Annotated in this window: 26 protein-coding genes and 1 pseudogene; 16 read left to right on the forward strand and 11 right to left on the reverse strand. The window is 58.4% G+C overall.

The annotated features are described in order from the left end of the window. Positions 1-29 precede the first annotated feature (29 nt). Both JJD74_RS01970 and JJD74_RS01975 read left to right on the forward strand, forming a co-directional pair. Positions 30-1,409 (forward strand): sodium:solute symporter, encoded by a 1,380-nt coding sequence (locus JJD74_RS01970; protein ID WP_200610901.1) that lies wholly within the window; start codon positions 30-32, stop codon positions 1,407-1,409. 191 nt (positions 1,410-1,600) lie between these two features. Next, the gene (locus tag JJD74_RS01975; RefSeq protein ID WP_042558141.1) at positions 1,601-1,849 is read left to right on the forward strand and encodes a phosphopantetheine-containing protein; all 249 of its coding nucleotides are present in this window, start codon (positions 1,601-1,603) and stop codon (positions 1,847-1,849) included. 107 nt (positions 1,850-1,956) lie between these two features. On the opposite strand, the gene JJD74_RS31115 is transcribed toward JJD74_RS01975, so the two are convergent. After that, positions 1,957-2,085, reverse strand: a complete 129-nt coding sequence (locus tag JJD74_RS31115; protein WP_003184145.1) for a PA1414 family protein — start codon at positions 2,083-2,085, stop codon at positions 1,957-1,959. 142 nt (positions 2,086-2,227) lie between these two features. Beyond that, the gene (gene ptrR / locus JJD74_RS01980; RefSeq protein WP_200610902.1) at positions 2,228-3,121 is read right to left on the reverse strand and encodes a putrescine utilization regulator PtrR; all 894 of its coding nucleotides are present in this window, start codon (positions 3,119-3,121) and stop codon (positions 2,228-2,230) included. Between the two features lie 105 nt (positions 3,122-3,226). On the opposite strand from ptrR, the gene JJD74_RS01985 reads away from it, so the two are divergent. Next, complete coding sequence (locus JJD74_RS01985; RefSeq protein ID WP_200610903.1) at positions 3,227-4,408, forward strand: MFS transporter; 1,182 nt, start codon at positions 3,227-3,229, stop codon at positions 4,406-4,408. Here the strand turns inward: JJD74_RS01985 and JJD74_RS01990 are convergent. The 3 genes from JJD74_RS01990 to JJD74_RS02000 all read right to left on the reverse strand — a co-directional run bounded on the left by JJD74_RS01990 (position 4,356) and on the right by JJD74_RS02000 (position 6,927). Then, positions 4,356-5,324, reverse strand: coding sequence for a DMT family transporter (locus tag JJD74_RS01990; protein WP_215729181.1), 969 nt, complete (start codon positions 5,322-5,324; stop codon positions 4,356-4,358). The two genes, JJD74_RS01985 and JJD74_RS01990, sit on opposite strands and share 53 nt — an antisense overlap. 258 nt (positions 5,325-5,582) lie before the next feature. After that, positions 5,583-5,987, reverse strand: a complete 405-nt coding sequence (locus tag JJD74_RS01995; RefSeq protein ID WP_042561982.1) for a DUF2177 family protein — start codon at positions 5,985-5,987, stop codon at positions 5,583-5,585. A gap of 103 nt (positions 5,988-6,090) precedes the next feature. After that, positions 6,091-6,927, reverse strand: coding sequence for a CvfB family protein (locus JJD74_RS02000; protein ID WP_200610904.1), 837 nt, complete (start codon positions 6,925-6,927; stop codon positions 6,091-6,093). 340 nt (positions 6,928-7,267) lie between these two features. Here JJD74_RS02000 and JJD74_RS02005 point away from each other — a divergent pair, with 340 nt between their 5' ends. The 3 genes from JJD74_RS02005 (at position 7,268) to JJD74_RS02015 (ending at position 9,334) form a co-directional block, all read left to right on the forward strand. Then, on the forward strand, positions 7,268-7,456 hold the full coding sequence (locus JJD74_RS02005; RefSeq protein WP_181818528.1) for a hypothetical protein: 189 nt from the start codon (positions 7,268-7,270) through the stop codon (positions 7,454-7,456). Between the two features lie 215 nt (positions 7,457-7,671). Continuing rightward, entirely contained in the window at positions 7,672-8,388 is a 717-nt protein-coding gene (locus JJD74_RS02010; RefSeq protein ID WP_042558136.1) for a TorF family putative porin, read from the forward strand. 76 nt (positions 8,389-8,464) lie between these two features. Next, positions 8,465-9,334, forward strand: coding sequence for a DUF6279 family lipoprotein (locus JJD74_RS02015; RefSeq protein ID WP_200610905.1), 870 nt, complete (start codon positions 8,465-8,467; stop codon positions 9,332-9,334). A gap of 124 nt (positions 9,335-9,458) precedes the next feature. Here the strand turns inward: JJD74_RS02015 and JJD74_RS02020 are convergent, their stop codons facing one another. Further along, positions 9,459-9,851: a hypothetical protein gene (locus tag JJD74_RS02020; RefSeq protein ID WP_042558134.1), complete on the reverse strand. Its 393-nt coding sequence runs from the start codon at positions 9,849-9,851 to the stop codon at positions 9,459-9,461. Positions 9,852-10,026: 175 nt separating this feature from the next. Between JJD74_RS02020 and JJD74_RS02025 the strand changes: the two genes are divergently transcribed. The 4 genes from JJD74_RS02025 to JJD74_RS02040 all read left to right on the forward strand — a co-directional run bounded on the left by JJD74_RS02025 (position 10,027) and on the right by JJD74_RS02040 (position 12,656). Further along, positions 10,027-10,761 carry a DUF899 domain-containing protein gene (locus JJD74_RS02025; protein WP_200610906.1) on the forward strand — a complete coding sequence of 245 codons (735 nt, stop codon included), beginning with the start codon at positions 10,027-10,029 and terminating at the stop codon, positions 10,759-10,761. Between the two features lie 143 nt (positions 10,762-10,904). Continuing rightward, positions 10,905-11,180, forward strand: coding sequence for a hypothetical protein (locus JJD74_RS02030; protein WP_042558132.1), 276 nt, complete (start codon positions 10,905-10,907; stop codon positions 11,178-11,180). Between the two features lie 280 nt (positions 11,181-11,460). Next, positions 11,461-12,060, forward strand: coding sequence for a papain-like cysteine protease family protein (locus tag JJD74_RS02035; protein ID WP_200610908.1), 600 nt, complete (start codon positions 11,461-11,463; stop codon positions 12,058-12,060). Further along, positions 12,057-12,656 (forward strand): hypothetical protein, encoded by a 600-nt coding sequence (locus JJD74_RS02040; protein WP_200610911.1) that lies wholly within the window; start codon positions 12,057-12,059, stop codon positions 12,654-12,656. The genes JJD74_RS02035 and JJD74_RS02040 overlap by 4 nt, the downstream gene beginning before the upstream one ends. Positions 12,657-12,716: 60 nt before the next feature. Here the strand turns inward: JJD74_RS02040 and JJD74_RS02045 are convergent, their stop codons facing one another. Continuing rightward, positions 12,717-14,057: a DEAD/DEAH box helicase gene (locus JJD74_RS02045; protein ID WP_042558129.1), complete on the reverse strand. Its 1,341-nt coding sequence runs from the start codon at positions 14,055-14,057 to the stop codon at positions 12,717-12,719. 191 nt (positions 14,058-14,248) lie between these two features. On the opposite strand from JJD74_RS02045, the gene JJD74_RS02050 reads away from it, so the two are divergent. Further along, on the forward strand, positions 14,249-15,547 hold the full coding sequence (locus JJD74_RS02050) for a mechanosensitive ion channel family protein (RefSeq protein ID WP_115147862.1): 1,299 nt from the start codon (positions 14,249-14,251) through the stop codon (positions 15,545-15,547). 123 nt (positions 15,548-15,670) lie between these two features. Here JJD74_RS02050 and JJD74_RS02055 read toward each other — a convergent pair whose 3' ends face one another. The 3 genes from JJD74_RS02055 to JJD74_RS02065 form a co-directional block, all read right to left on the reverse strand. Beyond that, complete coding sequence (locus JJD74_RS02055; RefSeq protein WP_115147866.1) at positions 15,671-16,537, reverse strand: carboxylate/amino acid/amine transporter; 867 nt, start codon at positions 16,535-16,537, stop codon at positions 15,671-15,673. Between the two features lie 337 nt (positions 16,538-16,874). Beyond that, complete coding sequence (locus JJD74_RS02060; protein WP_042558126.1) at positions 16,875-17,474, reverse strand: FMN-dependent NADH-azoreductase; 600 nt, start codon at positions 17,472-17,474, stop codon at positions 16,875-16,877. Between the two features lie 227 nt (positions 17,475-17,701). After that, positions 17,702-18,016 (reverse strand): hypothetical protein, encoded by a 315-nt coding sequence (locus tag JJD74_RS02065; RefSeq protein ID WP_042558125.1) that lies wholly within the window; start codon positions 18,014-18,016, stop codon positions 17,702-17,704. 49 nt (positions 18,017-18,065) lie between these two features. Between JJD74_RS02065 and JJD74_RS02070 the strand changes: the two genes are divergently transcribed. The 5 genes from JJD74_RS02070 to tnpB all read left to right on the forward strand — a co-directional run bounded on the left by JJD74_RS02070 (position 18,066) and on the right by tnpB (position 22,599). Then, entirely contained in the window at positions 18,066-18,989 is a 924-nt protein-coding gene (locus JJD74_RS02070) for a LysR family transcriptional regulator (protein WP_042558124.1), read from the forward strand. A 14-nt stretch (positions 18,990-19,003) separates the two neighbouring features. Beyond that, positions 19,004-19,807: an alpha/beta fold hydrolase gene (locus JJD74_RS02075; protein WP_200610932.1), complete on the forward strand. Its 804-nt coding sequence runs from the start codon at positions 19,004-19,006 to the stop codon at positions 19,805-19,807. 3 nt (positions 19,808-19,810) lie between these two features. Next, the gene (locus JJD74_RS02080; protein WP_042558122.1) at positions 19,811-20,374 is read left to right on the forward strand and encodes a peptidylprolyl isomerase; all 564 of its coding nucleotides are present in this window, start codon (positions 19,811-19,813) and stop codon (positions 20,372-20,374) included. Positions 20,375-20,461: 87 nt separating this feature from the next. Next, positions 20,462-22,294: an ABC transporter ATP-binding protein gene (locus JJD74_RS02085; RefSeq protein WP_042558121.1), complete on the forward strand. Its 1,833-nt coding sequence runs from the start codon at positions 20,462-20,464 to the stop codon at positions 22,292-22,294. 86 nt (positions 22,295-22,380) lie between these two features. Next, the gene (gene tnpB / locus JJD74_RS02090) at positions 22,381-22,599 is read left to right on the forward strand and encodes an IS66 family insertion sequence element accessory protein TnpB (RefSeq protein WP_234451609.1); all 219 of its coding nucleotides are present in this window, start codon (positions 22,381-22,383) and stop codon (positions 22,597-22,599) included. A gap of 230 nt (positions 22,600-22,829) precedes the next feature. On the opposite strand, the pseudogene JJD74_RS02095 reads toward tnpB, so the two are convergent. Then, positions 22,830-24,823: pseudogene (locus tag JJD74_RS02095) on the reverse strand (hypothetical protein); the annotation flags it as partial.

The following is a 24,823-nucleotide window of genomic DNA, read 5'->3' on the forward strand; positions in this document are numbered from 1 at the left end:
ATAAAAAAGACAATCGGAGACACGCCATCATGGCTTTGGATTTATTCGTCGTCCTCATCTACGCCGCCGGCATGCTTTTGCTCGGCTATTTCGGTATGCGCAAGGCCAAGACCAACGAGGATTTTCTCGTTGCCGGTCGTAACCTGGGCCCGAGCCTGTACATGGGCACCATGGCCGCGACGGTGCTGGGTGGCGCGTCCACCGTCGGCACCGTGCGTCTGGGCTACGTGCATGGCATTTCCGGTTTCTGGCTGTGCGCGGCACTGGGTTGCGGCATCATTGCGCTGAACCTGTTCCTGGCCAAGCCGCTGCTGAAACTGAAGATCTACACCGTTACCCAAGTCCTGGAAAAACGCTACAACCCGATGGCCCGCTCGGCGAGCGCGGTGATCATGCTGGCCTATGCACTGATGATCGGCGTGACCTCGATCCTGGCGATCGGCACCGTGCTGCAAGTGCTGTTCGACCTGCCCTTCTGGGTCTCGGTGTTGCTCGGCGGTGGTGTAGTGGTGGTCTACTCGGCGATCGGCGGGATGTGGTCGCTGACCCTGACCGACATCGTCCAGTTCATCATCAAGACCGTGGGCCTGATGTTCATCCTGTTGCCGATCTGCCTGTACCGCGTCGGCGGTTGGGATGAGCTGGTGCTGAAACTGCCGGCCACCGCGTTCAACTTCACCAGCATCGGCTGGGACACGATCATCACCTACTTCATGATCTACTTCTTCGGCATCCTGATCGGTCAGGACATCTGGCAACGGGTGTTCACCGTCAAGACTGCCAAAGTCGCCCAGTACGCCGGCAGCATCGCGGGCGTCTACTGCGTCGTCTACGGTCTGGCCTGCGCCCTGATCGGCATGGCCGCTCATGTGCTGATCCCGGATCTGGACAACGTCAACAACGCGTTCGCCGCGATCGTCAAACTGTCGCTGCCGGACGGCATCCGAGGCCTTGTGATCGCTGCCGCACTGGCCGCCATGATGTCCACCGCCAGCGCCGGCCTCCTCGCCGCCGCCACCACGCTGACCGAAGACCTGCTGCCGAAACTGCGTGGCGGCAAGCCATCGAGCCTGCGCATCAACCGCCTGTTCACCCTGCTGACCGGTGTTGTCGTACTGGGCATCGCGCTGGTGGTAAACGACGTGATCAGCGCCCTGACCCTGGCGTACAACCTGTTGGTGGGCGGCATGCTGGTTCCGCTGATCGGTGCGATCTTCTGGAAACGCGCGACCACCTCCGGCGCCATCGCCAGCATGGGCCTGGGCTTTGCCACCGCGCTGTTGTTCATGTTCAAGGACGGTCTGGACGCCAACACCCCGATCTACTACAGCCTGGCTGTGGGTCTGGTGAGTTTTGTGGTGGTCAGCCTGCTGTCGCCGCGCCCTGCGACGGTGGCCAGCGCGATCTAAGTACGATGTAACAACTGATGCTTTCTTCGACGGGTGTGGCGTCGGTTGCCACACCCGTTTTTTTCGCCTGGAGGAAAGTGCTGGTGAAGATTCGCTGCAGACAGCTCAGCCACGCTCGATGATGGACGAATGGCTGCGGCAACAACCTTGATGCCTGCTGTAATCAGTCAAACAACAACGAAATATCTGCCATGAGAAGAGCTGCCGTACGTGCCGCCGTGCATCGGTATATCCGCCGCCTGCTGGAGAACCGCGAATTCAATGACAACACCAGCCTGGCGCAGTTGGGATTAGAGAAAGCTGATATCGAGGACCTGATCTTTCATCTGGAAGATGAATTCGGCCTGACAGCTTTCACCGCTGAAGAAGATCACCTGCTCAAAACTGCGAAGACCGCAAATGACTTGAGCCGGTTTTTGCTGATGATCGGGCGGCATTGAAAACAAAAAATCGCAGCCTTCGGCAGCTCCTACACTTTTCTCTGTAGGAGCTGCCGAAGGCTGCGATCTCTTGATCTTGAGTCTATTGACCCTTCACATCAGGGACATTACCGCCGACGAGGTTGGCGCCGACGCTGTTCGTCGTCAGTGCGGATCGGAACCGGTTGCAGAGGCGGTTCGATCAAGCCGAGGGCAACACCCAAATCATGCAGCCAGTTCTGAATTTTCTCTTTCATCGTCATGCCCCCTTCAGGGTAGTGCTGAGCGACCGGAATTCTGAGGCCGCTTCGCACTGATAATAGTCCGAAGTCCTACGCAATGCTCGGCCAAATCCGCAATGATCTGTTACTGAATTGAACAGAGTGCGCCACCATTGGTTCAAGCCGTTTCCAGGGATTCAACCAAAGGTACGGGATAGACAGCTTGCTGCACTTCTATCCACGCATTGAGATTGGCGCCGACCATGCCCCGACGCCACATGAGCCATGTTGTCGCACCCGCGAACGGCTCGGCCAACGGATGCACCGCGACGCTGTCGCGCCCCGGCAGGCTGGCCAGCATCGACTCCGACATCAGCGCCACCCCGCTGCCGGCAATCACGCAGGCGAGCATGCCTTGATAGGACTCGATCTCCATCGCCCGGCCCATTGCCGCGTGGGCATGAGCGAACCATGCCTCCAGTCGCATGCGATAGGAACAGCCGCGACGAAAGGTGAACACCGAGCGCCCTTCGACATCACTGGCGCTGTGCACGGGCGGGTGATCGATCTCGGTGATCAGCACCAGCCTTTCCTCGCACAGCGCCACGCCGTCGAGCCCGGCCAGTTGCAGCGGCCCGTCTACCAACGCCGCGTCGAGGCGCCCGGTGAGCAAACCTTCCAGTAACTCACCGCTCGGCGCCGACTGCACTTGCAGGTTCACCGCCGGATATTGCTTGTGATAGCGCGCCAGCAATGCCGGCAGATGGATGGCTGCGGTGCTGTACATCGTGCCCAGCACAAAATCCCCCGCCGGTTGCCCGCCCATCACCGCCGCGCTGGCCTGATCGCGCAGGGCGAACAGTTTGCCGGTGTAGTCCAGCAAGACTTTTCCCGCAGGCGATAGCTGCAAACGCTGACGCTCACGGACGAACAATTCGACGCCCATTTGCTCTTCAAGCTGCTTGAGCCGCGTCGACAGGTTCGACGGCACTCGGTGCAGGCGTTCGGCGGCGCGGGTGATCGAACCTTCCTCGGCGACCGCCTGAAAAATCCGCAGTTGGCTGAACTCCACAACCTTTCTCCAGAACAGAACAAGTTACTCACTATTATTCAATTTTAAAGAAAGTCAATCAGTCCTAGCCTGACGGTCATTGATCTTGCCAACGGAATCCAGACCATGTCGCCGCTGATTCGCTTATCCGCCTGCTTCGTCGCCCTGATGATGGCCATGGGCATCGGGCGCTTCGCCCTCACCCCGCAAATGCCGCACCTGCTCAGCGAGGGGCAGTTTGACCTGACTGCCGCCGGTCTGATTGCCGCGGCCAATTACCTCGGCTACTTGCTCGGGGCGGTGGACGCGATGTTTGCCCATCGTGCGCAACAGGTGCAGCGGCGCCTGCACGGCGGCTTGTGGCTTTGTGTGCTGCTGACACTGGCGTCGTTCTGGGCGAATGGCTTCTGGGCACATCTGCTGCTGCGCTTCGGAACCGGTGTGGCGAGTGCCTGGGTGCTGGTGATGATTACCGCGCTGAGTCAGCCACTGGCGGTGGCAGCGGGTCGCCCACGGCTGGGAGCGCTGGTCTTTGCCGGGCCGGGTCTGGGGATTTTTCTGACAGGGTTGCTGGCTCTGGTCTCACATCTGTTGAACCAGACGTCCGCGACGTTGTGGCTGATTTATGCCGCGGCCGCGCTGGTGATGATGTTGGGGGTCTGGCGACTCCTGCCACAACCGGTCGCCGCGAAGGCAGCTGATGCAGCGGTCGTGAGCCCGGCGAATCGTGGCATTGGCCGTCTGGCGTTGATTTACGCGCTGTATGGCGTCGGTTACATCATTCCGGCCACGTTCCTGTCGCAAATGGCCAACGCACAGTTTCACGGGCAATGGCAGGCCGATCTGTTCTGGCCATGCTTCGGCCTCGGCGCCGCCATCGGCGTTTTACTGGTGAGCCTGCGTCGTCACGAACCGCACACCACGCGTCACTGGTTGATGGCGACGTTGTGGCTGCAAGCCGCCGGGGTGTTCGCCTGCTTGCTGGGCAGCGGCTGGGGGCTGGCGCTGGGCGTGATCTTCTGCGGGACGCCGTTCCTGGCCTGCATGCAACTGGTCATGCAACGCTCGCGGGAACTGGCGCCGCACGCCACCCAGCGTAATGCCGGCATGCTCACCGCCTGCTTCGCCGTTGGCCAGCTCAGCGGCCCGTTACTCGCCGCGCTGAGCAGCCATTTCAGCGGTGGCTTGCAGCCGGCGCTGGTGATCGCCGGCAGTGGTTTGCTGATTGCCGGCGGTCTGGCGATGCAATCGACGGCTACTGGCCCAGCGCTTTGCGCAAACGCCGACGCAGCCACTGCTCGGCACTGACAAAAGTGATGCCGAGCAGCACCAGCACAGCACCGATGACGAAGTTCAGGCTCAGTTGTTCACCGAGCAGCAACACGCCGAAGGTGACGCCGAACAGCGGCGTCATGAACGAGAACACCGCGAGGTTGGCCGCCAGATAACGCCGCAGCAACCAGAACCACACCAGGTAGCTGAAGAACGACACCACCAGCCCTTGAAACAGCACGCTGGCCACCGCCACTGCGGTCAGGTTGACATGGCCGATCTGGCCGCTGAACAGTGCGATCAACAGCAGGCCGACGAAGCCGACGATCAACTGATAGAACAGGGTCAACGTCACCGGGGCTTCCGACAAGCGCGAGGCGCGCACCACCACCGTGGTCGCGCCCCAACAGGCACCGGCCAATACACCAAAGGCATCGCCCAATAACATGCGCCGATCGAGGTTGTCCCACGACACACCACCGGCAAATGCAATCGCGATACCGATGAAGGCGAGCAAAATCCCCAGCCACTGCAACGGTCGCAAACGCTCACTGGCCAGCAGAAAATGCACGCCCAGCGCGGTGAAAATCGGCGCGGTGTAGAGGAACACCGACATGTGCGCTGCCGTGGTCAGTTGCAGACCTTCGGAGATAAAGAAGAACTCCAGCCCGAACAGCGCACCGGCCAGCAAGCCGCCGCGCCAGGTGCTCCCGACCTGATCCCAACCGCCCTTCCAGCAGATCAGCAATCCGACCAGCAACGCAGAAATCCCCGAGCGCCCCGCCGCTTGCATCACCGGTGCGATGTCAGGTGCAGCCCACTTGATCATCACCTGCTGCACGCCCCAGATCAGGCACAGACCGATCATCACCTGCAGGGCAAAACGGTCGGCATTGCGCCGCTCGACAATCACCGCAACACCTCGAACACACACAACATGGCAGCCATCCATTGGTCAAAACAAAACCCCGGATCAATGTCCGGGGCGAAGAGTCGTGGCGTCGATTATTAACCAGTGCGACAGAAAAAGCCGTCTGGAAAAGACATTTAATTCCCTTGCTGCGTCAGTGGTGAATGGCTGTCGGCTGCGCCGCCAATCGCTGGCAAGCCAGCTCCCACAAGTTCGTGGCGCCTGCCCCTGTCTCGTGCTCGACACAAAACCCTGTGGGAGCTGGCTTGCCAACGATGAGGCCAGTTCAATCAACGCTGTTCAGGAGTCTGACTTCACCAGCCGTTTCGACACGACAAAACCAACAGTACAAGCCACAGCAGTGGCAAACGTCCCCCACGCCCAATCGAGCAAAGTCACCTGCACCGACCATCCGCGCAATGTCGCCCAATTGGTCAGGTCATACGTGCCATACGCCACAAGTCCCAACAGTGCGCCCATCGTCGCTGCCTTCTGCCATCTCAGTGCCGGCAACACCACAAACACCACGCAACCGAAAACATACAGGCAATAAAAAACCGCTGCCGGTAAGAGCAGCGGTTTTTCGAGCATCAATGGACCGAGCAGTTCGCGATAGGTCGGCGCCATCAGCAGGCCAAGCCATATCCCGTCGAGCAACAGAAACGTCACCAGCGTTGCAGAATAAGCAATCAGCGCTTTCTTCATCATACGACCCTCAATGTAGGCGTTGCTGCAGGCTGCGATCTTCTGCCGTTGAAGATCAACAGATCGCAGCCTTCGGCGGCTCCTACATGGGGCTGGTGCGCGATCAGCTTAGTTCAATGCGATCCGCATGAATGACGATCTTGCCTTCCTTGTACAGCGAACCGATGGCCTTCTTGAAGTTGCCCTTGCTGACACCGAACAGACTGCTGATCAATGCCGGATCGCTCTTGTCGCTGACCGGCAGGGTGCCGTCATTTTCGCGCAACTTGGTCAGAATCTTCGAGTTCAGGCTGCTCGCCGCTTCCTGGCCAACCGGTTGCAGGCTCAGGCTGATCTTGCCGTCGGCGCGCACTTCCTTGATGAAGCCTTTTTCGCTCATGCCGGCGCGCATGAACTTGAAGATTTCGTTCTTGTGAATCAAACCCCAGTGCTTGTTGTTGATGATTGCCTTGAAGCCCATATCGGTAGCTTCGGCAACCAGCAGATCAACTTCCTGACCCGGGCTGTAGGTGGCCGGGGTTTTGTCGAGGTAACGATCCAGTCGCGCAGTGGCGGTGATGCGACGGGTGTGCTTGTCGAGGTAGACATGCACGACGCAATATTCGCCGGCAGTCATCTGACGCTTCTCTTCGGAATACGGCAGCAACAGATCCTTCGGCAAGCCCCAATCGAGGAACACACCGATGCTGTTGACTTCAACAACTTTCAAACTGGCGAATTCACCGACCTGAACTTTCGGTTTTTCAGTGGTAGCGAGAAGTTTGTCTTCGCTATCCAGATAAACAAATACGTTGAGCCAGTCTTCATCTTCGCTGGGAATATCTTTAGGGATATAACGGTTGGGCAAAAGAATTTCGCCGTCGGCACCGCCGTCCAGATATAAACCGAAGTTAGTGCGTTTAACCACTTGCAAACTGTTGTAGCGCCCGACTAAAGCCATTTCCAAAACCCTCATTGCGTGGGCGGCATTCTACCCGTTTTTACCGTGAACGTTCGTCGGCAAAACGGCGAGGCCGGGAAAATCTGCGCAACGCCTTGATTCTCCTTGGTCGGGCACGCACGCGGTGCCACTCGTCAGACTGATTCGGTGCCCAGCGCAAGAGCGCCGCAGCACCGCAATGCACAGATGTTCTTAACTAAAACAGCAGGTTAGCGAAGTATTTCGGATATTTAACCGAGAATAATCCACCTTGAAGGTTGGTTATTCCGGGGGATATTTACCGAGCTATTGTCAAGTTATTCCTGTACGATGCCTGGCCGAGTTACTCTTCTACAGGTTAATGGCCGCCATGCGTGTAAAAGCATCCACCAGCAAAGCAAAGCCAGCCCCAGCAGTTGAAACAAGCGAATCGATCAACGATCAGATTGCTTTGTTCCTCAAGTCCGGCGGCGAGATCCAGCAAATTGCCAAAGGCGTCAGCGGCCAGACGTTCGGTCCGTCCAAGCAGATCAGCCTGGGCAAGAAGTAATCCCCGGTAATACACCCGTCCCTAGGCGCTTTGAGCTTCGAAGCGTCTGGACTGGCACCGCAAAATCCCCCTCTGCTTAAAAAAAACACTTATCCATTCTTTGAAAATCGACGAACGGCCATCAATGCCGAGCATTCGCCGGTATCCTTGCACGCGTCTAGATCAAGCGTTTCAGCAGGCTCGCTGCCCTGCGCTCGCTGTACATGGAGTGACGCATGCGCAAATCATCCTGTTTATCGCTCGCTGGCCTGCTGGCTTGTTCGACTGCGCACGCGCAGATTTTCCAGCGTGAACTCGGTGATTTCGACCTAAAGCTCGGCACCACGCCCACGCGCAGCATGGCGCAAGGACTGGTCAAACCGGCGTCCACCGGCTCGTTTCATGGCGGACTCGACCTCAGCCACGACAGTGGCCTCTATATCGGCCAGTACGCACCGAGCATGGGCATCACGCCGGGCAAGAACCTCGAAATCGATTCCTACGTCGGCTTCAAACAACCTTTCGACGAAACCCTCGGCTACGAAGTGGGGATGATCCACTACAGCTATCCCAAAGTGGACACCCTCGACAGCCAGGAATTGTTCGGTGGTCTGACCCTGCTCGGCAGCCGGTTCGGCATTGCCTTGAGCAACGATCCGGATAAACAGAACAACACGCTGTTTGCCGATCTGCGCGGCAATCAACCCTTCGGCATTGGTGTCAGCATGAAATACACCACCCACCAACTGAATTCGCCGGTCGCGGTGGACGGTGGTTACGTCAGCAGTTTTACCGATTGGTCGGTGAAGTTGTCCCGGCCTTTCATGGGCGTCGACCTCGACCTGATCTACAGCAACTCCAGCCTCAGCGGCAGCGATTGCTCGGCCTATTCCGGGCACAACAGCGAGTGCGATGGCCTCGTCACACTCAAGGCTGCACGCGCGTTCTATTGATTGGCTGAACTGCCGGGCTCATTCTGCGTTCACATGAGAATCAGACCCTACGGCTGGCCATCGCAAGGATTCGCCTATGTCTCGCTGGTTCAAACACATCGCTGCCTTGTTGATTTGCACCCTCGCCCTTGGCGCCTGCAGCCGCGTCGGCCTGGCGTATCGCAATCTCGACGTGATTATCCCGTGGACGCTTGGCGACTACCTGGACATGAACGGCGAGCAAAAGGGCTGGTTCAACGAGCGCCTCCAGGAACACCTGAGCTGGCACTGCACCACGCAATTGCCGGGCTATCTCGACTGGCTGGATCGTTTGCAAACGATGGTCGAAACCAATCAGGTCACTGACGAAGCGCTTCAGGCGCGCACCGTGGAAGCCAAAAACGCCATTACCGAAACTGCGCGGGAGATCACCCCGTCAGCCATCGAACTTCTGCAAGGCCTGGACGATAAGCAGGTGGCGGAGATGAACGACGCGTTCGCCAAGGATCTGCGCAAACGCCAGCAGGATTACGTCGAACCGCCATTGGCCGAGCAGATCAAGGAACGTGGCGAGCGCATGGAGAAGCGTCTGAACGACTGGCTCGGCCCACTAAGCCCGACACAAAAGCAGCGGGTATTGGCTTGGACTAACGCCTTGGGCGATCAGAACACCCAATGGATTGCCAACCGTGAGCACTGGCAGAAGCAGTTCAGCGCTGCGGTTGCACAGCGCAAAAGTCCCGAATTCCCACAACGTATCGAGACCCTTCTGATCAACCGCGAAAGTTTGTGGACGGCGGATTACCGCAAGGCCTACGCCAACACCGAGGCACAAGGTCGAGCAATGGCAGTCGACCTGATGGCCGAGAGTACGCCGCAGCAGCGTAAACGGTTGCTGAAGAAGATCGAGGGTGTGCGTAAAGATTTCAATGATCTGAAATGCCTGAAGGCTGCACGACAACATTAAGATCAATTCAAAACCAATGTGGGAGCGAGCCTGCTCGCGAATGCGGTGTGTCAGACGCTTTGATGGTGGCTGACATACCGCATTCGCGAGCAGGCTCGCTCCCACAAGGGAGATTACTTCGAAGTCAGGCTATCTGCGCTTTGGACGCCACTTCATCAAACGTCCCCTCTGCCAGTGCATCTTCCTGTTCATCCAGCACCTGACGCGGATGGTCATTCCCGGGAATGCTGCTGTCGATCAGGCTTAACAGGCTCGATCCCCGCGGAGTCAGACTGAAGTTATTGCCGGTGCTGCCTTCATCTTCGCCACGCGGTTCAATGTAACCGCGCAATAGCAGCAACCGCTCATATTCACAGGCCAGCGTTTTCAAGTGATCCAGATTCTCGATCGGCTCACCGGCGCTGGCTTTCGCTGCCGCGTAATCCTCCGCGTACGCCCGAGGGGCGAAACTATGGCCAGCGCTGTTCTGCACTTCATGCAGCAATCGCTCAATCAAATCCCAGTTATAAGTCGTCATCCTGATTCAACCTCCGGTGCGCGTGATTTAGGGCGCGTTCATAGGTTGTGACCCGGGCGTGCCGTAGCCGTTCAGCCGCATTTTGCTCGGTGACCGACCGGCGGTCTGTCGAATTCCCGGCGGGTTAAACGACTAGTCTGAAACAGACGGTTTCAACCCCGCAGGAGAAATCATCATGAACGTTGAGAATCATCCGGTGGTATCGCGCGAAGAATGGCTCGCCGCCCGTAAGCAGCACCTGGCTCACGAAAAAGCGTTCACCAGGGAACGCGACCGCCTCAGCGCTGAACGCCGCGCACTGCCTTGGGTAAAGATCGATAAGGACTACCACTTTCAGGGGCCAAACGGCGAACTGAGACTCACCGATCTATTCGGCAAAAACAGCCAACTGGTGATTTACCACTTCATGTTCGCCAAGGGCTGGGAGCAGGGTTGTAAGGGTTGCTCGTTCCTCAGCGACCACATCGATGGTGCCAATCAGCATCTGGCCCATCACGACATTGCTGTGGTTGCCGTTTCCCATGCGCCGTTCAACGAATTCCAGGATTTTAAACAGCGGATGGGCTGGAAGTTTGACTGGGTGTCGTCAGAAGGTTGCGACTTCAACTATGACTTCGGCGTTTGCCCAGATGCTGAAGAGGTTGCAGCTGGAAAGGCTATCTACAACTACGAAAAGACTGACAGCGCAGAGGAAGAGCTGCCGGGGCTGAGCGTGTTTTATCGCAATGATAAAGGTGAGATTTTCCACACCTACTCAACCTATGCCCGAGGCCTGGACATGCTGGTCGGCGCGTACAACTACCTCGACCTTACGCCCAAGGGCAGAAATGAGGACGAGATCATGGAATGGGTGCGCCATCATGACCGGTATGAAGGGGAAAACCGATCCAGTTGCTGCCACGCCAGTTAGTCTTTGATGCCGTGTCATCGCTATGGTGAGAAGCCTCGCTCCCATAAAGTCTGCGGAGGATTGATGGGAGCGAGACTGAACTTTTAACAGGCCAAAGCCCTCAACCGTTTTACCCGCCTTAACCGGAACTGAGGCCTGCTCCCATGAAAACCCTGATCAAGCTCACCCTCGCTGCCACCCTCGCCTGCGCCCTGCCCGTCTGGGCCTGCACGCCCGAAGAAGCCACGGCCAAACGTGAACAACTGGCCAAGGAGGTCACCCGGCTCACCGAACAGAATCCAGCCAAGGCCAAAGAGATCAATGCTGAATTGCAGAAGATGGACCTGGGCACGGCCAGTGCGGATTTGCCGGACAAGTGCCAGTTGATTGATCAGCGGTTGAAAGAGCTGAATTCGGCTGAGAAGAAAGCAGACAGCTAAAAGTCAAAAGATCGTCCGAACGCGGCCCGAGCCCTCGGCAGCTCCTACATGGGATTGATGGCCCACCTGTAGGAGCTGCTGAAGGCTGCGATCTTTTGATCTTAAAAATGCATCAGTGCATTTATTTTGTTGCACAAATGCATATTCAGGCTAAGGTCACCTCGAGCAAGGAGATCGGAACGCGCCATCCAACATGGCAACCCTTACGCACCGATAGCTCAGCAACACCGCAACACACTCACAAGCTGGACGCTTGTTTTCACTCATGGAGGATTGAAAAATGTTAACCAATGAAGCAACCCGTTTTACGGCCGAGACCCTGCCAAGGTGTCTTATCGGCCACCTGATCGACCCGCAACTGGTCGACGTCGAAGCAGCGGCGCAGCCCCGCTCACTCGCCGCAGGCAGCCTCAACTTCACGATGCAGAAGCAAACCCAGACCAACTGGTGCTGGGCGGCCGTTTCCGCCTCAGTCGGCAACTATTACGGCACCGGGTCGTGGACTCAGTGCGGTGTTGCCAGTTCTGAGCTGAACCGCAACTGCTGCAATCAGCCGGGGCCGTGCAACGTCTATGGCTATCTGGACACCGCCCTGCGCACCACGCGCAGTTATAACGGCATGAATCAGGGGTCGCTGCAGATGTCGGCCATTCAGAACCAGATCAACATGGGCCGCCCGGTCGGCCTGCGCTGTGCCTGGTACGGCGGTGGTGCGCACTTCCTGACGATCTACGGCACCAATGGCAACTACGTACTGGTCGCAGACTCGATCTACGGCTATTCGACCCGCGCGCTGAACACATTCCCCCGTTCATACAACGGCGGCGGCAACTGGACCAACACTTACTTCACCGCAAAAAACCAGGGGGCGACCTTATGAACCTGACTTATCCAAAGGCGCCTTCCAACGGCGTACAGACCTTGCGTCCGGCTCTGCAAGCCGCCCTGCAAACCCGAGGCTTTGGCGCCAACCGCCAATTCGCTAACGCCTCACCTGCGAAGATCAGCCTCAGCGAGGCCTGGCGCGGTTACTCGCTGAGTCTGGAGGACTTGAGCAACGGCAAAGGTCTGCAAGACGCTCGGATGGGCGACTGGCATTACCTGGTCTTCGCCGATGGCGTAACGATTGCCGATGCGCAACTGGCCGAAGTACGCGGCCACGTCGAGTTTGCCTCGTTGAACCACGGGACACTCGCCGCCGCTGCCGTCGGTGCGCTGAAACTGGCAGAGCAGTCGCCGCCATTGCAGGGCAAAACCGTGGAACCGCGACTGCTGTTCGTCTCGGCACTACACGTTGTGGCAATCTGGCTGCACGCGGACGGTGAAGATCTGCTGATTCCGATTGAGCCGACGCCCAAGGAATTGGCGACAACCCGGATGTACAGCGAGGCCGCGCTGCTCGCGTTGCTGAAACCGGCCGCTGAAAAGGCAAAGCAACGTTTTGATGCCGACACCAGCGGTCTGCTCGGGAGCTGACAAATCCCGGCCATAAAAAAACCCGGACACTGTCCGGGTTTTTTATGCGCCTGAAACGACTTACTCAGCCGCTGGCTCTGCCGGCTTGCGGCGCTTGAGCGGCGCCATGCCGTCGCTGCTCACCAGAGCGTCTGGCTTGGGACGGTTGACGCTCTTGCGCTTGGTCGGCGTCTTGGCGGCAGTTTTCTTCTTGTCGCCCTTGCCGTCGGTCTTTTTCTTCTTCACACCAACGGCTTTGCCCGAGGCCTTGACCTTCTTCGGTCCGCCGTAGGTGCCTTTGACTTCCTTGATGGTGCGGCGCTCGAAGCTCTGCTTCAGATAGCGCTCGATGCTCGACATCAGGTTCCAGTCGCCGTGGCAGATCAGCGAGATCGCCAGACCGTCGTTACCGGCACGGCCGGTACGACCGATACGGTGCACGTATTCGTCGCCGCTGCGTGGCATGTCGAAGTTGATCACCATGTCCAGGCCATCAACGTCCAGACCACGGGCCGCAACGTCGGTAGCCACCAGAATCTTCACGCCGCCCTGCTTCAGACGGTCGATCGCCAGTTTGCGATCCTTCTGGTCTTTCTCGCCGTGCAGCACGAACGCCTTGTATTCCTGAGCCACGAGACGACCGTAAATGCGGTCGGCCATGGCGCGGGTGTTGGTGAAGACGATGGCTTTCTGGTAGGTCTCGTTGGCCAGCAGCCAGTTCACAATCTGTTCTTTGTGCTGGTTGTGGTCAGCGGTGATCACCTGCTGACGGGTGGTCGAATTCAGCTGGCTGACCGCGTTGAGCTGCAAGTGCTCAGGGTTGTTCAGCACCTTGGCGATCATTTCGCGCAGGCCCGAACCGCCGGTGGTGGCGGAGAACAGCATGGTTTGCTGACGGTTAGGGCATTCGTCGACCAGACGTTGCACGTCTTCGGAGAAACCCATGTCGAGCATACGGTCGGCTTCGTCGAGCACCAGCACTTCGACTTCCTTGAGGTCGAGGTTACCGGCGTTCAGTTGCTCGATCATCCGGCCCGGGGTGCCGATGAGGATGTCCGGCACCTTGCGCAGCATGGCAGCCTGGACCTTGAAGTCTTCACCGCCAGTGATCAGGCCGGACTTGATGAACGTGAACTGCGCAAAGCGTTCCACTTCCTTCAAGGTCTGCTGGGCCAGCTCGCGGGTCGGCAGCAGGATCAGGGTCTTGATGCTGACTCGAACCTTGGCCGGGCCGATCAGGCGATTGAGGATCGGCAGTACAAACGCGGCGGTCTTGCCGCTACCGGTTTGCGCAGTCACCCGCAAATCACGCCCTTGGAGCGCCAGCGGAATGGCCGCGGCTTGCACAGGCGTTGGCTCGACAAATTTCAGCTCGGCCACAGCTTTTAGCAGGCGTTCGTGCAGGGCGAATTGGGAAAACACGGGTGCTACCTCGAAGATATGCAAAAAAACAGCTGCATAGGTTACCGGTTTCGAGCGCTCAGGCCGAGTTTCTTTATACAAACGGCGTGAATCAGTGGCTTTTTTGTTGCTCGATTTGTATCCAACGGTAATACATGGCGTCTTAAATGCTCTAATCGGCCATCGCGTCTTACAGAAGAATCGTTTCTCTTATGGATTTCAAACAGCTCTGGCTCAACGCCCAGGACCTCTGGGGCACCCTCGAACAGCATCCGATCTTGCAGGCCGGCCTGGCCTTGACGGTTTTACTGGTGATCGCGCTGGTGCTCGGACGAGTGGCGCGTTATCTGATTCTGCACGCCAGCCGCATGCTCGGTCGCCAACCGGCCCTGCACTGGATCAACGACTTTCGTCACAACAAAGTGTTTCAGCGACTGGCGCAGATGACGCCGTCGCTGGTCATTCAGTTCGGCCTGCATCTGGTGCCCGAGCTGAGCAAAACCGCGATGACCTTCCTCGGTAACGTGGCGCTGTCGTTCACCATTCTGTTCCTGCTGCTGTCGATCAGCGCTCTGCTCAATGCCCTGCTCGATATCTACGCGCGCACCGAACACGCCCGTACGCGCTCGATCAAAGGCTACGTGCAACTGGCGAAAATGGTCCTGTACGTGTTTGGCGCGATCATCATCGTCGCTACGCTGATCGATCGTTCGCCACTGTTATTGCTGTCGGGTCTGGGTGCGATGTCGGCGGTGATCCTGTTGGTCTACAAGGACACGCTGCTGTCGTTTGTCGCCAGCGTGCAATTGACCAGCAACGACATGCTGCGGGTCGGCGACTGGATCGAGATGCCCCAGGTCGGCGCCGACGGTGACGTGGTCGATATCACCCTGCACACGGTCAAGGTGCAGAATTTCGACAAAACCATCGTCTCGATCCCGACCTGGCGTCTGATGTCCGAGTCGTTCAAGAACTGGCGCGGCATGCAGCAGTCCGGTGGCCGGCGGATCAAGCGCAGCCTGTTCATCGATGCCAGCGGCGTGCGCTTCATTCGCGATGACGAGGAAGCGAAGCTGTCCCAGGTGCATCTGCTGACCGACTACATGGGCCGCAAGAAAGCCGAACTCAAGGCGTGGAACGAGGCGCAGGGCAATGTCGCGGCCATGTCGGCGAATCGCCGGCGCATGACCAACATCGGAACCTTTCGCGCTTATGCGCTGGCTTATCTGAAGAGCCACCCGGAAATTCAACCGAACATGACCTGCATGGTTCGCCAGATGCAGACCACGGCGCAGGGCATTCCGCTGGAGATCTACTGCTTCACCCGCACAACGGTGTGGGCGGACTACGAGCGGATTCAGGGGGATATTTTCGATTACCTGCTGGCAGTGCTGCCGGAATTTGGACTGAGCTTGTATCAGCAGCCGAGTGGCGGGGATTTGCGCTCGGGGTTATTACCGGCGGTGTTGGGCGCGGCCAGCATCCCAGAGGCTGAAAAACATATTATGTAGCGCCACTGAAACCTGTGGGAGCGGGCTTGCCCGCGATGAGGGAGTGTCAGCAACGAATTCATCGACTGGTACTCCGCTATCGCGGGCAAGCCCGCTCCCACAGGGATATTTTTCAGTCAGGGATCATGCGGTGGCTGGGGTTTTACGGATGCCCAACCGGCTGATCCACACCGCCGCCAGAATCACACTCCCGCCCAGGAACAACCTTCCCAGTTCCTCATCCTGATTCCAGATCAGCAGATTCAGCAGTAACCCCACCGGCACATGCAGGTTGTTCATCACGGCCAATGTGCCGCCATTGACCATGCACGCTCCCTTGTTCCACCAGTACAAGCCGAGTGCGGTCGAGACCAGACCGAGGAACACCAGCACACCCCATTGCAGCGGCGCCTCCGGCAGGAAGTTCGATTTGCCGAACAACAGAAACGCCGGCAACACCACCGCCAGTGCGCCAAGGTAGAAGAAGCCAAAGCGCCGGTAATGCGGCAGATCGCTCGGGTGTTTGGCCACCAGATGCTTGTACAACACTTGCCCGGCGGCATAGGTGAAGTTGGCCAGTTGCAGCAGCAGGAAGCCCATGAAGAAGTCCGGGTTGATCCGGTCGAAACGAATCACCGCTGCGCCGCCCACCGCCACCAGTGCCGCAATCAGCGCCCACGGGTTGAAGCGCCGGTTCAAGGCATCTTCGATCAGGGTCACGTGCAGCGGCGTGAGGATGGTGAACAGCAGCACTTCCGGCACCGTCAACACGCGAAAGCTCAGGTACAGGCAGACGTAGGTCACGCCGAACTGCAACGCGCCGATCAGCAGCATGCCGCGCATGAACGCCGGCTCCACCGAACGCCAGCGTGTCAGCGGGATGAACACCAGCCCGGCCAGCACCACACGCACCAGCACCGCGAAGTAGCTGTCGACATGCCCGGCCAGGTATTCGCCGATCAGACTGAAGGAAAACGCCTGGATCAGCGTGACAAAAAGTAGATAGCCCATGGTCGCCCCTGTTTTGAATGGCGGCGACGATAGCGGTTTTTTGGTTTCACTGCGAATCGACTGGATACGCACAAATCCCCTGTAGGAGCTGCCGCAGGCTGCGATCTTTTGATCTTTTTTTTACAGTCAAAAGATCGCAGCCTGCGGCAGCTCCTACAGGGGGGGCTGTGTCCGCCTTCAAATCCCGGGCAAAAAAAAGCCCGATCTCGCTAATGCGTTCAATCGGGCTACAGCACTCAGGAGCAACAAGTGCAAAGGGAGGTTCGATGCGCGTAAAGCCTTGAAGGGGTTGCGCCAGAGCACTAGAACATCCAGTGATTATCTGGCGATTAACATATCAAGCGACCTGAGAAAGCCTGGCGTTGGCCTGGTTCAGGCCCTTCTCCTGGAAGTCGCCGCCCAGGTTCATGCCTTCAGCGTGGATGAAGGTCACGTCGTGAATGCCGATGAAACCCATCACCTGACGCAGGTACGGTTCCTGATGGTCGGCCGGGCCGCCAGCGTAGATGCCGCCGCGAGCCGTCAGCACGTAGGCACGCTTGCCGCTGAGCAAGCCTTGCGGGCCGGTTTCGGTGTACTTGAACGTCACGCCGGCACGCAGCACATGGTCAAGCCAGGCCTTGAGGGTGCTGGGGATCGCGAAGTTGTACATCGGCGCGGCCATCACCAGCACGTCAGCGGCGAGCAGCTCGTCGGTCAATTCGTTGGAGCGGTCCAGCGAGGACTGCTCGCTGTCATTGCGCTGTTCGGCGGGCTTCATCCAGCCGCCCAGCAGGTTGATGTCGAGGTGCGGAACCGGGTTGACGGCAACGTCACGGACGGTGATCTGATCGGCCGGGTGCGCCGCTTTCCACTGACGGATAAAGGTCTGGGTCAGCTGACGGGAAACCGAGTCTTGCTGGCGGGCGCTGCTTTCGATGATCAGAACGCGGGACATGTTGTGTAGCCTCCATCCGAGAATGTTGTAGGTCGATGGAGTGAAGGTTAAGCAGTATTGTATCGATGAAAAAGCGCAAATAATTGCTGCAAAGCATCGAATAATTCGTTTAGATGCATTCACCCTTGTGGGAGCGAGCCTGCTCGCGAATACGCAATATCAGTCGGCACACACGTTGACTGATCCAGCGCATTCGCGAGCAGGCTCGCTCCCACAAGGGACTGGTACTACTTCGGCGTGCAGGTCAGCTTGATGCGCAGCTTGATGATCTCGCGGGTGAACTTGGCCGTGGCGTTCTTGTGTTTGCCGGCGGGCACATCGATGGTACGGGTGCGTGGCGCTTCCGGACCATTATTGAACACCGCTTTGCAGGTCGCATCGACATCGCCGTAGTTGGCCACCCGAATCGAGCCAATGTCGTTATCGGTATCGAAGGTCTCGTAGTCGATCTTCATGTCGTTGAGGTCTTTCTGCACGTCGATCGGATACGCAAACGCCGTCAGCGGCAGCAGCGCCAGCAGCACACAACAGAATTTTTTCATTCGGCAGTCTCCATGAGGGACAGCCAGCTTAGGACAAGAGGAGCTATTGATGAAAGCGCCCCGCGTGACCCTTGATCAATGGCGAACATTGCAGGCCGTGGTCGACCACGGCGGATTCGCCCAGGCCGCCGAGGCTCTGCACCGTTCGCAATCGTCGGTGAGCTACACCGTCGCCCGCATGCAGGACCAACTCGGTGTGCCGTTGCTGCGCATCGACGGGCGTAAAGCAGTGCTCACCGAGGCCGGCGGCGTTCTGCTGCGCCGCTCGCGACAACTGGTGAAACAGGCCAGCCAACTGGAAGACCTCGCCCACCATATGGAGCAAGGTTGGGAAGCCGAAGTACGTTTGGTCGTCGATGCGGCTTACCCCAGCGCTCGCCTCGTCCGCGCACTGACGGCGTTCATGCCGCAAAGCCGTGGCTGCCGGGTACGCCTGCGCGAAGAAGTGCTGTCGGGCGTGGAGGAAGTCTTGCTTGAAGGCGTGGCTGACCTGGCCATCACCGGGCTCAGCATTCCCGGTTACCTCGGCGCAGAATTGAGCGATGTCGAGTTCGTTGCCGTCGCCCACCCGGAACATCCCTTGCATCGTTTGAACCGCGAACTGAGCTTTCAGGACCTGGAAACCCAGATGCAAGTGGTTATCCGTGACTCCGGCCGCCAACAACCACGGGATGTCGGCTGGCTCGGCGCCGAGCAGCGCTGGACCGTCGGCAGTCTCGCCACCGCCGCGACCTTTGTCAGCAGCGGCCTCGGATTTGCCTGGTTGCCACGGCACATGATCGAACGGGAATTGAAAGAAGGCTCGCTCAAGCTGCTACCGTTGGATCAGGGTGGCAGCCGCAACCCGAGTTTCTATCTGTACTCGAACAAGGACAAACCGCTGGGCCCGGCGACGCAAATCCTCATCGAACTGCTGCGCACCTTCGACACGTTGCCGCTGGATGCACCGTTCGCCGCACCTGAACAAGCCTGACACGGAGTTCACCGATGGCGTATTTCGAACACGACGGTTGCAACCTGCATTACGAGGAATATGGCCACGGCACACCGCTGCTGCTGGTCCACGGGCTCGGCTCGAGCACGCTGGACTGGGAAATGCAGATTCCCGCGCTGGCCGCGCACTACCGGGTGATCGTCCCGGACATCCGCGGCCACGGGCGCTCGGACAAACCCCGGGAGCGCTACAGCATCGCCGGGTTCAGCGCCGATCTGGTCGCACTGATCGAGCACTTGAACCTCGGGCCGGTACACTACATCGGCCTGTCCATGGGCGGCATGATCGGTTTCCAGTTGGGTGTCGATCAACCGCAACTGCTCAAGAGCCTGGCCATCGTCAACAGCGCGCCCGAGGTCAAACTGCGTTCGCGCGATGACTATTGGCAGTGGTTCAAACGCTGGAGTCTGATGCGCGTGCTCAGCCTGGCAACCATCGGCAAGGCCTTGGGCAGCAAACTTTTTCCCAAGCCGGAACAGGCCGCTCTGCGGCAGAAAATGGCTGAACGCTGGGCAAAAAACGACAAACGTGCTTATCTCGCCAGCTTCGATGCGATTGTTGGCTGGGGTGTTCAGGAACGACTTTCCCGAGTGACCTGTCCAACGCTCATCGTCAGCGCCGACCGTGACTACACACCCGTCACGCTGAAAGAAACCTATGTAAAACTGCTGCCCGATGCGCGGCTGGTGGTGATCGCCGATTCGCGCCACGCCACCCCGCTCGATCAACCCGAACGCTTCAATCAAACGCTGCTGGAGTTTCTTGCCGCAGCCGATATTCATCCTCAGGATCACTGACCCATGCTGAAAAAAATCGCCCTCGCCGCCGGCACCGTGCTGTTTGCCGCCAACCTGATGGCTGCCACCCCGGCCAAAGCGCCGCACGTGCTGCTGGACACCACCAACGGCCAGATCGAAATCGAACTGGACCCGGTCAAGGCGCCGATCAGTACCAAGAATTTCCTTGAGTACGTCGACAGCGGCTTCTATACCAACACGATTTTTCACCGTGTGATCCCGGGCTTCATGGCTCAGGGCGGTGGTTTCACCCAGCAAATGCAGCAGAAAGACACCAAGGCACCGATCAAGAACGAAGCCAGCAACGGCCTGCACAACGTTCGCGGCACCTTGTCGATGGCGCGCACCTCCAACCCGGATTCGGCCACCAGCCAGTTCTTCATCAACGTGGCTGACAACGCTTTCCTCGACCCGGGCCGTGATGCCGGTTACGCGGTATTCGCCAAAGTGGTCAAGGGCATGGACGTGGTCGACATCATCGTCAACTCGCAAACCACCACCAAAGGCGGCATGCAAAACGTGCCTGTCGACCCTGTGATCATCAAGTCGGCCAAACGCATCGACTAAGTTTCGCGGGGCATTTCGAGCGGCGGCGGTCTCGGACCACGCCGCTCACACTGATAAAAGGAGAGCCCGTATCCGGGCGGTTATCTGATGCTCTATCGCCGTTTCGAACAACTGATCGACATATTCCGCGACGCCCCGACGGCGGCCCCTCCAGATCGTGTCTGGCCCTTCTATACCTATTACCTGAAGCAGGTCTGGCCGAGTTTCGCCGCCCTGCTGGTCGTTGGCCTGTTCGCCGCGCTGATCGAAGTGGCGCTGTTCAGTTACCTGAGCCGCATCATCGACCTGGCCCAAGGCACACCCAACCCGAATTTCTTCAGCGACCACGCCCTCGAACTGACGTGGATGGTGGTGGTTGCGCTGGTCCTGCGGCCGATTTTCTTTGGTCTGCACGATCTGCTGGTGCACCAGACCCTGAGCCCCGGCATGACCAGCATGATCCGCTGGCAAAACCACAGTTATGTGCTCAAGCAGAGCCTGAACTTCTTTCAGAACGACTTCGCCGGGCGCATCGCCCAGCGCATCATGCAGACCGGCAACTCGCTGCGTGATTCAGCGGTGCAAGCCGTCGATGCGTTGTGGCATGTGGTGATCTATGCGATCAGCGCACTGGTGCTGTTCGCCGAGGCCGACTGGCGCCTGATGATCCCGCTGCTGGTGTGGATCGCCGCTTACATCGGCGCGCTCTACTACTTCGTGCCCCGGGTCAAAGAGCGCTCGGTGGAAGCCTCCGACGCGCGCTCGAAACTGATGGGGCGGATCGTCGACGGCTACACCAACATCGCCACACTGAAGCTGTTTGCCCACACCAACTTCGAACAGCATTACGCCAAGGAAGCCATCGAAGAACAAACCGTCAAGGCGCAAATGGCTGGCCGCGTGGTCACCAGCATGGACGTGGCGATTACCACCATGAACGGCTTGCTGATCGTTGGCACCACCGCTCTGGCGCTGTGGTTGTGGACGCAATCGTTGATCACCGTCGGTGCCATTGCCTTGGCGACTGGCCTGGTGATCCGCATCGTCAATATGTCCGGCTGGATCATGTGGGTGGTCACCGGCATCTTCGAAAACATCGGCATGGTCCAGGACGGTTTGCGCACCATCTCGCAACCGGTCAGCGTGACCGATCAGGAGCAGGCCAAACCGCTGGCCGTGGCCAATGGCGAAGTGCGTTTCGAGCATGTGGATTTTCACTACGGCAAGAAGCGCGGGATCATCGGCGACCTCAACCTGACCATCAAACCGGGTGAAAAAATCGGTCTGATCGGCCCGTCCGGTGCCGGTAAATCGACTCTGGTCAACCTGCTACTGCGCCTCTACGACGTCGAGGGTGGGCGCATCATGATCGACGGCCAGAACATCGCCGAAGTCGGCCAGGAAAGTCTGCGCGCACGTATCGGCATGATTACCCAGGACACCTCGCTGCTGCACCGTTCGATCCGCGACAACTTGTTGTACGGCAAACCTGATGCAACCGACGCCGAACTCTGGGACGCAGTGCACAAGGCCCGCGCCGACGAGTTCATTCCGTTGTTGTCCGACGCTGAAGGCCGCACCGGGTTTGACGCCCATGTCGGCGAGCGCGGCGTGAAGCTGTCGGGTGGCCAGCGTCAGCGCATCGCGATTGCCCGAGTGCTGCTCAAGGACGCGCCGATCCTGATCATGGACGAAGCGACCTCGGCGCTCGACTCGGAAGTTGAAGCGGCGATTCAGGAAAGCCTGGAAACCCTGATGCAGGGCAAAACCGTGATCGCGATTGCCCACCGCCTCTCGACCATCGCCCGGATGGATCGCCTGGTGGTGCTGGAAAACGGCAAGATCGCCGAGAGCGGCACCCACGCTGAACTGCTGGCTCACCGTGGGTTGTATGCCCGGTTGTGGGCGCATCAGACCGGGGGGTTTGTCGGGATCGATTGATAGTAACCGCTCCACGAACCCCGCATTCAAAGCCGCGATTTGATGCCTGATGCTGTGCTCCCGATCTCTTTCAGAAGCCAGCGGCCATGATGCGTCCCGATGCCAAAGTTGAAAAAGTGTACCTCTACCCTAAACCCGTAGACTTTCGAAAATCCATCGACGGCCTGGCCGCACTGGTGGAGCTGGATGTCAAAGTGGCGGTGTTCGATCCGGTGCTTTTCGTCTTTCTCAACAAGCCCCGCAATCGGGTGAAGATTTTGTATTGGGAGCGCAACGGCGGGTGGAGAAACTATCGAGGTTTGTAAGTATTTCGGAACTGCTGCAACTACATCCAGGGTGAAGCGCGTTGGCTTGCTGGTATGGGTTAAATTGGGGGGCTGGTTAGCCCCCCATGTAACTTACCGTCACTGGTTTGCCCAAGTTGAAGGCCACCACCGAGTTCGGCAGGCTGATCTCCTCATCCCTTGCGTCTCCGCTTACGTGAGGAGTATTTCGCAGCCCGTTAATGCCGTAGTCGAGCTCCAGGTATTAGTCATTAGATCCAGTTGATCGTCCAGGTGTTTCCCGTTAACCCCGACTCTGAATCTATTACTTGATAGCTCACAAAATGGGCAACTGCCGGCCATCCCGAATGAGTGCGAGTGTCATAGCTTGATTGGTTCATAGCTGGGTACCCACTATAATAGCCTGCATATGACCCCTGAACTCGGATTTCTCGCTTCTTAGTGGGGTGGGGGTAACAATCGCCGTAAAATATGATGTTAACTCCTCTGGGGTGATTGGATCCTGATGGGATTGTTACCCCATTGTCTGCGCGGGCTACGCGTACGATGGTCGGCCTGGTAAAAGGAGGGGCGACCGTAAAGGTCCTGGCATTCGACACCGGAGCGTTGCCATAGAGTGCTTTGGCGGTGAAGCTGTGGCTTGCCACGGCCAGACCTGTCACGAGACGGGTCCAGGTGCCACTGCCATTGACATCGACGATCCCCCTGGAGATGGAGCCGTCGAATATCTCGACTTTCTGGCCTTTGGCGGCGGCACCATACAGCGTCACGGCGGTTTCAACCGTGGCTCCGTTTTGCGCAATCTCAATGCCGCTCGGCGAGCCCCTGACAGAAGCCAATGTCGGAGCGGTGGCCGCAACAACGGTTAGCGTCCTGATCTCCGACTCGGCACCCGTGCCATACAAGGCCTTGGCCTTGAAGCTGTGGCTTGCCACGGCCAGACCTGTCACGAGACGGCTCCAGGTGCCACTGCCATTGACATCGGCGATCTCCCTGGAGATAGCGCCGTCGAATATCTCGACTTTCTGGCCTTTGGCGGCGGCACCATACAGCGTCACGGCGGTTTCAACCGTGGTGCCGTTTTGCGCAATCTCAATGCCGCTCGGCGAGCCCCTGACAGAAGTCAATGTCGGAGCGGTGGCCGCAACAACGGTTAGCGTCCTGATCTCCGACTCGGCACCCGTGCCATACAAGGCCTTGGCCTTGAAGCTGTGCGTGGTAAGGGACAGTCCCGGCACCTCAAGTTCCCATCTGCCTGTGTTGCCGTTCACCTGAGCCGTGCCGATCGCGACAGCTCCATCGTAGATCTCGACTTCCAGGCGCGGAGTGGCGGTGCCGCTCAATTTGATGGTGGTATCGGATGTGTATCCATTGTCGGGTATTTCCACGCCTCCGGAGTCCTTCACCGAATCAATGGCAGGCGTCAGTGCATTGGAAAGGGTGAAGGTTCTGTCGGCAGAGATTTGACCCGTTCCGTAGTCGGCTTTAGCGGTAAATGTCCGCGTCCCGATGCCCGACAACGTAGTTTCGTAAGTCCATTCGCTAGCGGCATTGACCGGCCATTTTCCTTTAGAGGTATTTCCCTCGAATACCTCGACTCGCTGCAGAGGCGTTGCAGTTCCGCTCAACTTCACCTGTGGATCGACAGTGCCGCCGTTATTCGGAATTTCCTTGTTCTGGGAGTCTGTGACCGAGGTGATTTCCGGTCGCAGATCAATCGGGGGCGCGTCGGTCACCGTGGCGTTGGCTGTGCTGGAATTCCCCACTAATCCCACATTGGGCCTGTGCACTTCATAAACCGCAGTCACCTTGCTACCAGCGAAAACTTTGTCATTGGGCACTTCAAGGAAGCAGGGCAGTTTTCCAATGAAGGGATCCTCTTCGACTTTGCCCCTGACAACCACAGGGTCGGTTTGCCCAGTAGTGGTATAGGTCGCCACAATCTCGTCGCCCACCGCAAAGCGGTTGTCTTTGGTGATCACGACAAGCAGCAACGGATTGCCCGCCAGTTTCTCCAGATCAATGATGCTCGCGTCATCACCGGGATAGTCCTCTTTGCGTTCCAGCAAAATCGGCATCGGCAACCGAGTGCCATCCAGATCTTCATCCACGCTCTGTACCGGCGACCACGGCGCATCGGTGTCCGGGCCGTTGCCGATCTGGTCGGTGACGGTGTAGGAGAAATGCAGTTTTTTATCCTGACGTTTCGCCTTGTCGAGAAAGGCGCGGGTGACGGTGAAGCAAA

It is taken from the genome of Pseudomonas sp. MF6776 (assembly GCF_016613125.1).
Lineage (GTDB): Bacteria > Pseudomonadota > Gammaproteobacteria > Pseudomonadales > Pseudomonadaceae > Aquipseudomonas > Aquipseudomonas iridis.

Coding starts and splice junctions, on each gene's coding strand:
- JJD74_RS01970 (WP_200610901.1), top strand. CDS start 30: ATGGCTTTGGATTTATTCGTCGTCCTCATCTACGCCGCCGGCATGCTT.
- JJD74_RS01975 (WP_042558141.1), top strand. CDS start 1,601: ATGAGAAGAGCTGCCGTACGTGCCGCCGTGCATCGGTATATCCGCCGC.
- JJD74_RS31115 (WP_003184145.1), bottom strand. CDS start 2,085: ATGAAAGAGAAAATTCAGAACTGGCTGCATGATTTGGGTGTTGCCCTC.
- JJD74_RS01985 (WP_200610903.1), top strand. CDS start 3,227: ATGTCGCCGCTGATTCGCTTATCCGCCTGCTTCGTCGCCCTGATGATG.
- JJD74_RS01990 (WP_215729181.1), bottom strand. CDS start 5,324: ATGGATGGCTGCCATGTTGTGTGTGTTCGAGGTGTTGCGGTGATTGTC.
- JJD74_RS01995 (WP_042561982.1), bottom strand. CDS start 5,987: ATGAAGAAAGCGCTGATTGCTTATTCTGCAACGCTGGTGACGTTTCTG.
- JJD74_RS02000 (WP_200610904.1), bottom strand. CDS start 6,927: ATGGCTTTAGTCGGGCGCTACAACAGTTTGCAAGTGGTTAAACGCACT.
- JJD74_RS02005 (WP_181818528.1), top strand. CDS start 7,268: ATGGCCGCCATGCGTGTAAAAGCATCCACCAGCAAAGCAAAGCCAGCC.
- JJD74_RS02010 (WP_042558136.1), top strand. CDS start 7,672: ATGCGCAAATCATCCTGTTTATCGCTCGCTGGCCTGCTGGCTTGTTCG.
- JJD74_RS02015 (WP_200610905.1), top strand. CDS start 8,465: ATGTCTCGCTGGTTCAAACACATCGCTGCCTTGTTGATTTGCACCCTC.
- JJD74_RS02020 (WP_042558134.1), bottom strand. CDS start 9,851: ATGACGACTTATAACTGGGATTTGATTGAGCGATTGCTGCATGAAGTG.
- JJD74_RS02025 (WP_200610906.1), top strand. CDS start 10,027: ATGAACGTTGAGAATCATCCGGTGGTATCGCGCGAAGAATGGCTCGCC.
- JJD74_RS02030 (WP_042558132.1), top strand. CDS start 10,905: ATGAAAACCCTGATCAAGCTCACCCTCGCTGCCACCCTCGCCTGCGCC.
- JJD74_RS02035 (WP_200610908.1), top strand. CDS start 11,461: ATGTTAACCAATGAAGCAACCCGTTTTACGGCCGAGACCCTGCCAAGG.
- JJD74_RS02040 (WP_200610911.1), top strand. CDS start 12,057: ATGAACCTGACTTATCCAAAGGCGCCTTCCAACGGCGTACAGACCTTG.
- JJD74_RS02050 (WP_115147862.1), top strand. CDS start 14,249: ATGGATTTCAAACAGCTCTGGCTCAACGCCCAGGACCTCTGGGGCACC.
- JJD74_RS02055 (WP_115147866.1), bottom strand. CDS start 16,537: ATGGGCTATCTACTTTTTGTCACGCTGATCCAGGCGTTTTCCTTCAGT.
- JJD74_RS02060 (WP_042558126.1), bottom strand. CDS start 17,474: ATGTCCCGCGTTCTGATCATCGAAAGCAGCGCCCGCCAGCAAGACTCG.
- JJD74_RS02065 (WP_042558125.1), bottom strand. CDS start 18,016: ATGAAAAAATTCTGTTGTGTGCTGCTGGCGCTGCTGCCGCTGACGGCG.
- JJD74_RS02070 (WP_042558124.1), top strand. CDS start 18,066: ATGAAAGCGCCCCGCGTGACCCTTGATCAATGGCGAACATTGCAGGCC.
- JJD74_RS02075 (WP_200610932.1), top strand. CDS start 19,004: ATGGCGTATTTCGAACACGACGGTTGCAACCTGCATTACGAGGAATAT.
- JJD74_RS02080 (WP_042558122.1), top strand. CDS start 19,811: ATGCTGAAAAAAATCGCCCTCGCCGCCGGCACCGTGCTGTTTGCCGCC.
- JJD74_RS02085 (WP_042558121.1), top strand. CDS start 20,462: ATGCTCTATCGCCGTTTCGAACAACTGATCGACATATTCCGCGACGCC.
- tnpB (WP_234451609.1), top strand. CDS start 22,381: ATGATGCGTCCCGATGCCAAAGTTGAAAAAGTGTACCTCTACCCTAAA.